The sequence below is a fragment of the Micromonospora sp. NPDC049060 genome, from assembly GCF_040649055.1.
GTDB lineage: Bacteria > Actinomycetota > Actinomycetes > Mycobacteriales > Micromonosporaceae > Micromonospora > Micromonospora reichwaldensis.
In genome coordinates, this window is the sequence record NZ_JBEZEV010000053.1 from 15,515 (window position 1) to 27,845 (window position 12,331).

The 12,331-nt window shown below is 73.2% G+C and carries 10 protein-coding genes and 1 pseudogene; all 11 read left to right on the forward strand.

Annotated features, from left to right (window positions below):
• Positions 1-40 precede the first annotated feature (40 nt).
• Positions 41-1,204, forward strand: coding sequence for a glutamine-hydrolyzing carbamoyl-phosphate synthase small subunit (gene carA, locus AB0B83_RS19240; protein WP_357579329.1), 1,164 nt, complete (start codon positions 41-43; stop codon positions 1,202-1,204).
• Positions 1,197-4,607 carry a carbamoyl-phosphate synthase large subunit gene (gene carB / locus AB0B83_RS19245; protein WP_357579330.1) on the forward strand — a complete coding sequence of 1,137 codons (3,411 nt, stop codon included), beginning with the start codon at positions 1,197-1,199 and terminating at the stop codon, positions 4,605-4,607. The genes carA and carB overlap by 8 nt, the downstream gene beginning before the upstream one ends.
• Positions 4,608-4,719: 112 nt before the next feature.
• A complete protein-coding gene (locus AB0B83_RS19250; protein WP_357579331.1) occupies positions 4,720-5,739 on the forward strand; it encodes a quinone-dependent dihydroorotate dehydrogenase in 1,020 nt (339 codons plus the stop codon).
• Positions 5,736-7,010 (forward strand): adenosylmethionine--8-amino-7-oxononanoate transaminase, encoded by a 1,275-nt coding sequence (locus AB0B83_RS19255; protein ID WP_357579332.1) that lies wholly within the window; start codon positions 5,736-5,738, stop codon positions 7,008-7,010. Before AB0B83_RS19250 ends, AB0B83_RS19255 begins: the two co-directional genes overlap by 4 nt.
• Before the next feature lie 108 nt (positions 7,011-7,118).
• Positions 7,119-7,958: an orotidine-5'-phosphate decarboxylase gene (pyrF, locus tag AB0B83_RS19260; RefSeq protein WP_357579333.1), complete on the forward strand. Its 840-nt coding sequence runs from the start codon at positions 7,119-7,121 to the stop codon at positions 7,956-7,958.
• A 175-nt stretch (positions 7,959-8,133) separates the two neighbouring features.
• Positions 8,134-8,451, forward strand: coding sequence for an integration host factor, actinobacterial type (gene mihF, locus AB0B83_RS19265; RefSeq protein WP_007458370.1), 318 nt, complete (start codon positions 8,134-8,136; stop codon positions 8,449-8,451).
• A gap of 25 nt (positions 8,452-8,476) precedes the next feature.
• Positions 8,477-9,010 carry a guanylate kinase gene (locus AB0B83_RS19270; RefSeq protein WP_357579334.1) on the forward strand — a complete coding sequence of 178 codons (534 nt, stop codon included), beginning with the start codon at positions 8,477-8,479 and terminating at the stop codon, positions 9,008-9,010.
• A 46-nt stretch (positions 9,011-9,056) separates the two neighbouring features.
• On the forward strand, positions 9,057-9,320 hold the full coding sequence (rpoZ, locus tag AB0B83_RS19275; RefSeq protein ID WP_007075826.1) for a DNA-directed RNA polymerase subunit omega: 264 nt from the start codon (positions 9,057-9,059) through the stop codon (positions 9,318-9,320).
• Positions 9,321-9,334: 14 nt separating this feature from the next.
• Positions 9,335-10,543, forward strand: coding sequence for a bifunctional phosphopantothenoylcysteine decarboxylase/phosphopantothenate--cysteine ligase CoaBC (gene coaBC, locus AB0B83_RS19280; protein WP_357579335.1), 1,209 nt, complete (start codon positions 9,335-9,337; stop codon positions 10,541-10,543).
• A gap of 88 nt (positions 10,544-10,631) precedes the next feature.
• Positions 10,632-11,825, forward strand: coding sequence for a methionine adenosyltransferase (gene metK, locus AB0B83_RS19285; RefSeq protein ID WP_091632919.1), 1,194 nt, complete (start codon positions 10,632-10,634; stop codon positions 11,823-11,825).
• A 71-nt stretch (positions 11,826-11,896) separates the two neighbouring features.
• Positions 11,897-12,331, forward strand: a pseudogene (locus tag AB0B83_RS19290) (primosomal protein N'); the annotation flags it as partial.

Sequence of the window (12,331 nt, forward strand, 5' to 3'; positions counted from 1 at the left end):
CGGAGCGGAGCCCCGCAGTCCGGATCGAAGGAGACGCAGCGTGACGAAGCGGAGGCCCGCGATCCTCGTGCTGGAGGACGGGCGCACGTTCCACGGTGAGGCGTACGGCAGCGTCGGGGAGACCTTCGGCGAGGCGGTCTTCAACACCGGCATGACCGGCTACCAGGAGACGTTGACCGACCCGTCCTACCACCGTCAGGTGGTGGTGCAGACCGCCCCGCACATCGGCAACACGGGCGTCAACGGCGAGGACGACGAGTCGGGCCGCATCTGGGTCGCCGGCTACGTGGTCCGCGACCCGGCCCGGATCGGCTCGAACTGGCGGGCCACCGGCGGGCTGGAGGAGCGGCTGGCCGCCGAGGGCGTGGTCGGCGTCAGCGGCGTGGACACCCGGGCGCTGACCCGGCACCTGCGCGAGCGCGGCGCCATGCGGGTCGGCATCTCCAGCATCGAGACCGACCCACGGGCGCTGCTGGCCCGGGTGCGGCAGGCCCCGGAGATGGTCGGCGCGGACCTCTCCGCCGAGGTCACCACCGAGAAGCCGTACGTGGTCCAGGCCGAGGGCGAGCACCGGTTCACGGTCGCCGCGCTGGACCTGGGCATCAAGCGCAACGTCCCGCGCCGGCTCGCCGCCCGCGGGGTCACCACGCACGTGCTCCCGGCCGGCTCCACCATCGACGACCTGCTCGCCACCGGCGCGGACGCGGTCTTCTTCTCGCCCGGCCCGGGCGACCCGGCCACCGCCGACGCGCCGGTGGCCCTGGCGCGGGAGGTGCTCAGCCGCAGGATTCCGCTCTTCGGCATCTGCTTCGGCAGCCAGATCCTCGGCCGGGCGCTCGGCTTCGGCACCTACAAGCTCGGCTACGGCCACCGGGGCATCAACCAGCCGGTGCTCGACCGGGTCACCGGCAAGGTCGAGGTGACCAGCCACAACCACGGCTTCGCCGTCCAGGTGCCGGGCGCCGTGGCCGGGGCGGTCGTCCCCGACCAGGTGATCGAGACCGAGTTCGGTGGCGTCCAGGTGTCACACGTCTGCCTCAATGACAACGTGGTCGAGGGGCTGCGGGCGAAGGACGTGCCCGCCTTCACCGTCCAGTACCACCCGGAGGCGGCGGCCGGCCCGCACGACGCGGACTACCTCTTCGACCGCTTCGCCGAGCTCATCGAGGGCCGGACCCAGAGCGAGGGGCGCACACATGCCTAAGCGGACCGATCTCAAGCACATCCTGGTGATCGGCTCCGGGCCGATCGTGATCGGGCAGGCCTGCGAGTTCGACTACTCCGGCACCCAGGCCTGCCGGGTGCTGCGCAGCGAGGGGATCCGGGTCAGCCTGGTCAACTCGAACCCGGCGACGATCATGACGGACCCCGAGTTCGCCGACGCCACGTACGTCGAACCGATCACCCCGGAGTTCGTCGAGCTGGTGATCGCCAAGGAGCGCCCCGACGCGATCCTGCCCACCCTCGGCGGGCAGACCGCGCTGAACACCGCCGTCGCCCTGCACGAGGCCGGCGTGCTCGACAAGTACGGCGTGGAGCTGATCGGCGCCAACATCGAGGCGATCAACCGCGGCGAGGACCGGCAGCTGTTCAAGGACATCGTCGCCAAGGCCGGCGTACGCCTGGGTGTCGACGACCCGGCGGGCCTGGTGCCCCGCTCCCGGGTCTGCCACTCGATGGCGGAGGTCGAGGCGACGGTCGCCGAGCTGGGCCTGCCGGTGGTGATCCGGCCGTCGTTCACCATGGGCGGCCTCGGCTCCGGCATGGCGCACACCCCGGAGGACCTGGCGCGCATCGCTGGCGACGGGCTGACCGCCAGCCCGGTGCACGAGGTGCTCATCGAGGAGAGCGTGCTCGGCTGGAAGGAGTACGAGCTCGAACTGATGCGCGACCGGCACGACAACGTCGTGGTGGTCTGCTCGATCGAGAACGTCGACCCGATGGGCGTGCACACCGGCGACAGCGTCACCGTCGCCCCGGCCATGACGCTCACCGACCGCGAGTACCAGCGGCTGCGCGACCTGGGCATCGCGGTGCTGCGCGAGGTCGGGGTGGACACCGGGGGCTGCAACATCCAGTTCGCCGTGAACCCGGCCGACGGCCGGATCGTGGTGATCGAGATGAACCCCCGGGTGTCCCGGTCGTCGGCGCTGGCCTCGAAGGCCACCGGCTTCCCGATCGCGAAGATCGCCGCGAAGCTGGCCATCGGCTACACCCTCGACGAGATCCCCAACGACATCACCCTGAAGACCCCGGCGGCGTTCGAGCCGACCCTGGACTACGTGGTGGTGAAGATCCCCCGGTTCGCGTTCGAGAAGTTCCCGGGCGCCGACCCGGAGCTGACCACGACCATGAAGTCCGTCGGCGAGGCGATGAGCCTGGGCCGCAACTTCAGCGAGGCGCTGAACAAGGCGATGCGGTCGCTGGAGACGAAGGCGGGCGGGTTCTGGACCGTGCCGGACCCGGCCGGCGCGACGAAGGAGAACACCCTCGACGCGCTGCGGATGCCGCACGACGGCCGGCTCTACACCGTCGAGCGGGCGCTGCGCCTCGGCGCGTCGATCGCCGAGGTCACCGCCGCGTCGGGCGGGATCGACCCCTGGTTCCTGGACCAGATCGCCGCCCTCGTCGAGCTGCGCGCGGAGATCGTGGACGCCCCGGTGCTCGACGCCGAGCTGCTGCGCCGGGCCAAGCGGGCCGGCCTGTCGGACCGGCAGCTGGCCGCGCTGCGTCCGGAACTGGCCGCCGAGGACGGCGTACGGACGCTGCGGCACCGCCTCGACGTCCGCCCGGTCTACAAGACGGTGGACACCTGCGCCGCCGAGTTCGAGGCGACCACGCCCTACCACTACTCGACGTACGACCAGGAGACGGAGGTCGTGCCGTCGGCCCGGCCGAAGGTGATGATCCTGGGTTCCGGGCCGAACCGGATCGGCCAGGGCATCGAGTTCGACTACTCGTGCGTGCACGCGGTGCAGGCGCTGCGGAGCGCGCCGGTCGGCACCGCCGTCCCGGCCGCCGCGGGCGCGGGTTCCGCCTCCGGCGCTGCGGGTGCCGGTTTCGAGACCGTCATGGTCAACTGCAACCCGGAGACCGTCTCCACCGACTACGACACCGCCGACCGGCTCTACTTCGAGCCGCTCACCTTCGAGGACGTGCTGGAGGTCTGGCACGCCGAGGACTCCTCCGGCAGGGCGGCCGGCGGGCCGGGCGTGGTCGGGGTGATCGTCCAGCTCGGCGGGCAGACCCCGCTGGGCCTGGCGCAGCGGCTGAAGGACGCGGGTGTGCCGGTCGTCGGCACCTCGCCGGAGTCGATCCACCTGGCCGAGGAGCGGGGCGCGTTCGGGGCGGTGCTGGCCCGGGCCGGACTGCGCGCGCCGGCGCACGGCATGGCCACCTCGTACGACGAGGCGAAGGCGATCGCCGACGAGATCGGCTACCCGGTGCTGGTCCGGCCGTCGTACGTGCTGGGCGGGCGGGGCATGGAGATCGTCTACGACGACGCCACGCTGCGTGACTACATCGGGCGGGCCACGGAGATCTCCCCGGACCACCCGGTGCTGGTCGACCGGTTCCTCGACGACGCCATCGAGATCGACGTGGACGCGCTCTGCGACGCCGACGGGGAGGTCTACCTCGGCGGGGTCATGGAGCACATCGAGGAGGCCGGCATCCACTCCGGCGACTCGTCCTGCGCGCTGCCGCCGATCACCCTGGCGGGCTCGCACGTGGCCCAGGTGCGCCGCTACACCGAGGCGATCGCCCGGGGCGTCGGCGTGCGGGGCCTGCTCAACGTGCAGTACGCCCTGAAGGACGACGTGCTCTACGTGCTGGAGGCGAACCCGCGCGCGTCCCGGACGGTGCCCTTCGTCTCCAAGGCGACGGCGGTGCCGCTGGCGAAGGCGGCGGCCCGGATCGCGCTGGGCGCCACCATCGCCGAGCTGCGCGCCGAGGGGCTGCTCCCGGCGACCGGGGACGGCGGTTCGCTGCCGGCCGGCGCCCCGATCGCGGTCAAGGAGGCGGTGCTGCCGTTCAAGCGGTTCCGCACCCCGACCGGCAAGGGCGTGGACTCGCTGCTCGGCCCGGAGATGAAGTCCACCGGCGAGGTGATGGGCATCGACACCGCCTTCGGGCACGCCTTCGCCAAGTCGCAGTCGGCCGCGTACGGTTCGCTGCCGACCGCCGGGAAGATCTTCGTCTCGGTCGCCAACCGGGACAAGCGCGGCATGATCTTCCCGATCAAGCGCCTGGCCGACCTGGGGTTCGAGATCGTCGCCACCACCGGCACGGCGGAGGTACTGCGCCGGCACGGCATCGCCTGCGAGCAGATCCGCAAGCACTACGAGTCCGGCGGGGGCGAGGACGCGGTGTCGCTGATCCTCGGCGGCGACGTGGCGCTGGTGATCAACACTCCGCAGGGCTCGGGCGCGAGCGCCCGTTCGGACGGCTACGAGATCCGCAGTGCCGCCGTCACGGCGGACATCCCGTGCATCACCACGGTGCCGGGCGCGGCGGCGGCGGTGATGGGCATCGAGGCGCGAATCCGGGGCGACATGCAGGTCCGCCCGCTCCAGGAGCTGCACGCCGCCCTCCGAGCCGCCGAATGACCCCCCACCGCTCCCACCCCCACCCCCGCCCGTACGCGTTGATCATGAAGTTGTTGCCAGCCGGCACGGCGTGTCGCGGCGATAACTTCATGATCAACGGGGGTGGTCGGTCGTGATGTTCGAGCGGGTGGTCCGGCCGGGGTTGTTCCGGATCGGCGGCGGGGACGCCGAGGCGGCGCACGAGTGGACGCTGCGGCGGCTGGCGGGGTTGTCCCGCCGGCCGGCGGCGCTTGGGGTGTTGCGGGCCCGGTACGCCGTGCGGGCGCCGCGCACGGTGTTCGGCGTCGGGTTTCCCAACCCGGTGGGGCTGGCCGCCGGGATGGACAAGGACGGCGCGGCCCTGCCGGCCTGGCCGGCGCTCGGCTTCGGCTTCGTCGAGGTCGGCACGGTCACCGCGCACCCACAGCCGGGTAATCCCCGGCCCCGGCTGTTCCGGCTGCCCGGCAGCGAGGCCGTGGTGAACCGGATGGGCTTCAACAACGCCGGCGCCGAGGCCCTGGCGGCCCGGCTCGCGGCGCTGCCGCGCCCGATCGGCGTGCCGCTGGGCATCTCGCTGGGCAAGTCCAAGGTGACCCCGCTGGACGAGGCGGTGGCGGACTACCAGGCGTCCTACCGGGCGCTGCGCGGGCACGGCGACTACTTCGCGGTCAACGTTTCCTCGCCGAACACCCCCGGGCTGCGCTCCCTGCAGGACCGGGCGCACCTGGACGCCATCCTGGCGGCGCTGGTGGGGGAGAAGCCGGTGCTGGTGAAGATCGCCCCGGACCTCACCGAGCCGGCGATCGCCGAGCTGCTGGAGGTCTGCCTGGCCCGGGGCGCGGCCGGGGTGATCGCCACCAACACCACGCTGGCCCGCGACGGCCTCGCCCCGGCGGACCGGGCGCGCGGCGCGGAGACCGGCGGCCTGTCGGGTCGCCCGCTCGCCGACCGCGCCCGCGAGGTGGTCGCCTTCGTGCACCGGGAGGCCGGCGGGCGGCTGCCGGTGATCGGCGTCGGGGGCATCGTGGACCCGGACGCGGCGGCCCGGATGTTCGACGCCGGCGCCGCCCTGGTGCAGCTCTACACCGGCTTCATCTATCGCGGCCCGGACCTGGTCCGTGCCGCCGCCCGCGCCACGGGGACGGGCGGGTGACCCCCGCGGAGGTCCTGGCCGCCGACCGCGCGCACGTGTGGCACCCGTACGCGGCCCTGCCGCCGGCGAGCGCGCCCTACGTGGTGGAGAGCGCGGCGGGCGTACGGCTGCGGCTGGCCGACGGCCGGGAGCTCGTCGACGGGATGTCGTCGTGGTGGGCGGCGATCCACGGCTACCGGCACCCGGTGCTCGACGCGGCCGTGACCGACCAGCTCGGCCGGATGAGCCACGTGATGTTCGGCGGGCTCACCCACGAGCCCGCGGTCCGCCTGGCGGCCACCCTGGTCGAGCTGGCCCCGGACGGGCTGGAGCACGTCTTCCTGGCCGACTCCGGCTCGGTCGGCGTCGAGGTCGCGATCAAGATGTGCCTGCAGTACCAACGCGCTACCGGCCGGCCGGAGCGCCGCCGGCTGGGCACCTGGCGGGGCGGCTACCACGGCGACACGTTCCACCCGATGAGCGTCTGCGACCCCGAGGGCGGCATGCACCACCTCTGGGGCGACGTGCTGCCCCGGCAGGTCTTCGCCCCCGTGCCGCCCGGCGGCTTCGACACCCCGCCCGAGCCGGCCTACGAGGCGGCCCTGGTGGAGGCGGTCGAGCGGCACGCCCACGAGCTGGCCGCGGTCGTCGTGGAGCCGGTGGTCCAGGGCGCCGGCGGGATGCGCTTCCACCACCCGCACTACCTGCGGGTGCTGCGCGAGGTGACCCGGGCGCACGGCGTGCTGCTGATCTTCGACGAGATCGCCACCGGCTTCGGCCGCACGGGCACGATGTTCGCCGCCGAGCACGCCGGGGTGGTGCCCGACGTGATGTGCGTGGGCAAGGCGCTCACCGGCGGGTACCTGACGCTGGCCGCCACGCTCTGCACGGCGCAGGTCGCCCGGGGCATCTCCGCCGGCGGGGTGCTGGCGCACGGCCCGACGTTCATGGGCAACCCGCTGGCCTGTGCGGTCGCCAACGCCTCCCTCGGCCTGCTGCGGGCCGGCGACTGGGCGGGGCGGGTGGCGGGGGTGCAGGCGGGCCTGCGGGCCGGCCTGGAGCCGTTGCGCGGCGCCCCGGGGGTGGCCGACGTGCGGGTGCTCGGGGCGATCGGCGTGGTCCAGCTGGACCACGAGGTGGACCTGCCCGCCGCCACCGCCGCGGCGGTCGCGGAGGGGGTCTGGCTGCGGCCGTTCCGCGACCTGGTCTACACCATGCCGCCGTACGTCACCGACGACGCCGACCTGGCCCGGATCGCCGCCGGGGTCGCCGCCGCGGTGCGGGCCGGCTGAGCCGCCGGTCACGGTCCGGCAGGAGTACGCGGGCGCACGCGCCGCCCGCGACAGGAGCGTGCCCCGGCGGCGGACGCCCTGGGGTGCCGAGGAGAGGGAGAGAACCGGATGGAAAGCTTCGGCGCCCGCCTGCACCGGGCCGTCAGCGAGCGGGGTCCGCTCTGCGTCGGCATCGACCCGCACCCGGGGCTGCTGGCCCGCTGGGGGCTCGACGACGACATCCGGGGGCTTGACCGGTTCGCCCGGACGGTCACGGACGCCCTCGGTGACCGGGTCGCGGTGATCAAGCCCCAGTCGGCCTTTTTCGAGCGGTTCGGCTCGAAAGGTATCGCGATTCTTGAGTCAACTATCCGACAGTTACGCGATGCCGGCTCGCTCGTTCTGCTGGACGTCAAGCGCGGCGACATCGGCTCGACCGTCGCCGCGTACGCCTCGGCGTACCTCGATCCATCCAGCCCGGTCCATGTGGACGCGGTGACCGCGAGCCCGTACCTCGGTGTCGGCGCGCTCGCGCCGATGTTCGAACTGGCCGCCGAGCACGGCGGCGGGGTCTTCGTGCTGGCGCTCACCTCCAACCCCGAGGGCGCCGCCGTGCAGCGCGCGCGCACCGCCGACGGACGCACCGTCGCGCAGGCCGTGATCGACGAGATTTCCCAGCTCAACGCGGGTGCGCAGCCGCTCGGCAGCGTCGGACTTGTGGTCGGCGCGACCATCGGCGACACCGGTCACGACCTGTCCGCCGTGAACGGTCCGCTGCTCGCTCCGGGCCTCGGGGCGCAGGGCGCCACGGCGGCCGATCTGCGCGTCGTCTTCGGCTCCGCCCTGCCCGCGGTGCTGCCCTCGTACTCCCGCGAGGTGCTGGGCGCGGGCCCGGATCCGGACGCGCTGCGGGCCGCCGCCGACCGCGCCCTGACCGGCTGCCGGGCCGCCCTCGCCGCTGGTGACTGACTGACGGCTCGGTCACCTTTGTGAAGATCATCGCGCGTCCACGTTGCCGAATGCGCCGTCGACCGCTAGTTTTCCCCGCGCTGGGAACCACGGACCCCTTGGTTCACAGCGACACCACGTTTCACAGATGCGGCGGTGCGTCCCGCCCGTCGCGATAGGGACCTGAGGAGAACTGGTGCCGCTCCCGTCACTGACCCCCGAACAGCGCGCTGCCGCGCTGGAGAAGGCCGCGGAGATCCGCAAGGCCCGTGCTGAGCTGAAGGAGCAGCTCAAGCAGGGCAAGACCACCCTCGGAGCCGTCCTCGAGCGTGCCGAGTCCGACGACGTCGTCGGCAAGCTCAAGGTCTCCGCCGTGCTGCAGGCGATGCCGGGTATCGGCAAGATCCGGGCCACCCAGATCATGGAGAAGCTCAAGATCGCCGACAGCCGTCGCCTGCGTGGCCTCGGCGAGCAGCAGCGCAAGGCACTGCTTGGAGAGTTCGCCGCCAACTGAGGCTGGCTGCGTGTAGAAACAAGCAGTGAGCACGGATGACGAGGCGCGCCCGGCGGCTCGGCTCACTGTCCTGGCGGGGCCTTCGGGCTCCGGCACGGAGAGTGTCGTCGAGCGCGTCCGGGCGCGTTCTCCGTCCGTGTGGGTTCCGGTGCCGGCCACCACGCGATCCCGCCGGGAGAGCGAACTGGACGGCGTCGACCGGCTCTTCCTGACCCCCGCCGGGTTCGACCGGATGGTCGCCGCCGGGGAGCTGCTGGAGTGGAGCCGGGCCGGGCCGTACCGGCGCGGCACCCCCCTCGAACCGTTGCGCGCCCGGCTCGCCGCCGGGCAGCCGGTGCTGATCGGCCTCGACCTGGCCGGCGCGCTGCTGGTCCGGGCGGTGCTGCCCGACGCCCGGCTGGTGCTGCTGCACCCGCCGGGGCGCCTCCCCCCGCAGGTCACGCCGGCCGCCTTCGAACACACCCTCGCGCACGACCACACCGGGCGGGTCGTCGACGAGCTGGTAGGCTTGTCCGGTTCTTCTTTCCTGGCTCCGGCGCCACCGCGGATACGCGGTTGACCGCCAGCACCGCCAAGCGCGGTGCGATAGACGCAGAGGTTAATTCGTGGGATCCATCGCAAACCCCGAAGGCATCACCAACCCGCCGATCGACGAGCTCCTCGAGAAGACGACCTCGAAGTACGCGCTGGTGATCTTCGCCGCCAAGCGCGCGCGCCAGGTCAACGCCTACTACAGCCAGCTCGGTGAGGGTCTGCTGGAATACGTCGGCCCGCTGGTCGAGACCACGCCGCAGGAGAAGCCCCTCTCCATCGCCATGCGCGAGATCAACGCGGGCCTGCTCACCGCCGAGCCGACCGACCAGCCGTAATCCGCCCCGCGTCGATGTCCCCCCGGATCGTCCTCGGGGTCGGCGGTGGCATCGCCGCCTACAAGGCGTGCGAGCTGCTGCGGCTCTTCACCGAGTCGGGCCACCAGGTCCGGGTCGTGCCGACCGCGTCGGCGTTGCGCTTCGTCGGAGCCCCGACCTGGGCGGCGCTCTCCGGTCAGCCCGTCGCCGACGACGTCTGGTCGGACGTGCACGAGGTGCCGCACGTCCGGCTCGGTCAGCAGGCCGACCTGGTGGTGGTCGCGCCGGCCACCGCCGACCTGCTGGCCAAGGCCGCCCACGGCCTCGCCGACGACCTGCTCACCAACACGCTGCTGACCGCCCGCTGCCCGGTCGTGCTGGCCCCGGCCATGCACACCGAGATGTGGGAGCACCCGGCCACCGTCGCCAACGTCGCGACGCTGCGCTCCCGGGGCGTGCGCGTCGTCGAGCCCGCCGTCGGCCGGCTCACCGGCGCCGACACCGGCAAGGGCCGGCTGCCCGACCCGGCGGAGATCTTCGCGGTCGCCCGCCGGGCCCTCGCGCGGGGCGTCGGGGCCCCCGCCGACCTCGCCGGGCGGCACGTGGTGGTGACCGCCGGCGGCACCCGCGAGCCCCTCGACCCGGTCCGCTTCCTGGGCAACCGCTCCTCGGGCAAGCAGGGCTACGCCTTCGCCCGCTGCGCCGTGGCCCGGGGCGCCCGGGTCACCCTGATCTCGGCCAACGTCTCGCTGTCCGACCCCGCCGGCGTCGACCTGGTCCGCGTCGGCACCACGGCCGAGCTGCGCGACGCCACGCTCGCGGCGGCGGCCGACGCCGACGCGGTGGTGATGGCGGCGGCTCCGGCCGATTTCCGCCCCGCGACCTACGCGCCTGGCAAAATCAAGAAGTCGGACGACGGCAGCGCGCCCACCATCGAGCTCGTCACCAACCCGGACATCGCGGCCGAGCTGGGCCGGCGCCGTCGACCGGAGCAGGTGCTGGTGGTGTTCGCCGCGGAGACGGGCGACGCCGAGGCCAACGGCCGGGCCAAGCTCGCCCGCAAGCGGGCGGACCTCGTCGTGATCAACGAGGTCGGGTCCGACAAGGTCTTCGGCGCCGAGACCAACGCGGCGACGGTCATCGGCGCGGACGGTTCGGTCAGCCGGATGCCCGAGCGGTCCAAGGAGGACCTCGCCGACGGCGTCTGGGATCTCGTGGTGGCCCGGTTGCCCGGCCGTTCCTGACGGCTGGAAACGGGCACGACCGAAGAGGCCAGGCTCTGACGCGGATGACTACACTGCCGCGGAACGACTTCCACAATTTAGGAGTGCCGTGACACGCCGCCTCTTCACTTCCGAATCGGTCACGGAAGGCCACCCGGACAAGATCGCCGACCAGATCAGCGACGGCATCCTCGACGCCCTGCTCGCCGAGGACCCCCGCAGCCGCGTCGCCGTGGAGACCCTGATCACCACCGGTCAGGTGCACATCGCGGGCGAGGTGACCACCAAGGCGTACGCCGACATCCCGACCATCGTCCGCCGGACCATCCTCGACATCGGCTACGACTCGTCGAAGAAGGGCTTCGACGGCGCCTCGTGCGGCGTCAGCGTCTCCATCGGCGCCCAGTCCGAGGACATCGCGCAGGGCGTCGACAACGCCTTCGAGCTGCGTACCGGGGCGTCGGAGAGCGCGCTGGACGCCCAGGGCGCCGGCGACCAGGGCATGATGTTCGGCTTCGCCTGCTCTGAGACGCCGGAGCTGATGCCGCTGCCGATCGCCCTGGCGCACCGGCTGGCCCGGCGGCTCTCCCAGGTCCGCAAGGACGGCACGATCCCGTACCTGCGCCCCGACGGCAAGACCCAGGTCACGATCGAGTACGAGGGGCTGCGCCCCGTCCGGCTCAACACGGTCGTCGTCTCCAGCCAGCACGCGGCGGACATCTCGCTGGACTCGCTGCTCACCCCCGACGTGCGCGAGCACGTCATCGCCCCGGAGTTGGAGAGCCTCGGGCTCGACACCGAGGGCTACCGGCTGCTGGTCAACCCGACCGGCCGGTTCGAGATCGGCGGGCCGATGGGCGACGCCGGCCTGACCGGCCGCAAGATCATCGTCGACACCTACGGCGGCTACGCCCGGCACGGCGGCGGCGCGTTCTCCGGCAAGGACCCGTCGAAGGTGGACCGCTCGGCGGCGTACGCGACCCGCTGGGTGGCCAAGAACGTGGTCGCCGCCGGCCTGGCCGAGCGGTGCGAGGTCCAGGTCGCGTACGCGATCGGCAAGGCCCACCCGGTCAGCCTCTTCGTCGAGACGTTCGGCACCGAGACCGTGCCGGTCGCCTCGATCGAGAAGGCCGTCTCCGAGGTCTTCGACCTGCGCCCGGCCGCCATCATCCGGGACCTGAACCTGCTCCGCCCGATCTACCAGCAGACCGCCGCCTACGGCCACTTCGGCCGGGAGCTGCCGGACCTGACCTGGGAGAGCACCGACCGGGCCGCCGACCTCAAGTCGGCCGCGGGAGCCTGACCGGCACCAGGCGCAGCGACCGGCGACCCGCGGACGGGTCGCCGGTCGCTCGTGTCTGCGTCGACGTCCCCCTGGCCCACCTGGACCGCCCGTTCGACTACCTCGTCCCGGCCGAGCTGGACGCCGACGCCGTCCCCGGCGTACGCGTGAAGGTCCGCTTCGCGGGGCAGCTCGTCGACGGCTGGCTGCTGGAGCGGGCCGACGACTCGGGGCACACCGGCCGGCTGGCGTACCTGGAGAAGGTCGTCTCGCCCGAGCCGGTGCTCGCGCCGGAGGTCGCCCGGCTGGCCCGGGCGGTCGCGGACCGCTACGCCGGCAACCTCGCCGACGTGCTCCGCCTCGCCGTCCCGCCCCGGCACGCCCGGGTGGAGAAGGACGTCCGCGCCCGCGCCGCCGTCGCCGACGAGAGCCCCGCCGTCGCCGACGAGAGCCCCGCCGTCGCCGACGAGAGCCCCGCCGTCGCCGACGAGAGCCCCGCCGTCGCCGACGAGAGCCCCGCCGTCGCC

Excerpts from the sequence above, each read along its gene's own strand:
- pyrF (WP_357579333.1), top strand. The coding sequence starts at position 7,119 with ATGGAAAGCTTCGGCGCCCGCCTGCACCGGGCCGTCAGCGAGCGGGGT.
- coaBC (WP_357579335.1), top strand. The coding sequence starts at position 9,335 with ATGTCCCCCCGGATCGTCCTCGGGGTCGGCGGTGGCATCGCCGCCTAC.
- carB (WP_357579330.1), top strand. The coding sequence starts at position 1,197 with ATGCCTAAGCGGACCGATCTCAAGCACATCCTGGTGATCGGCTCCGGG.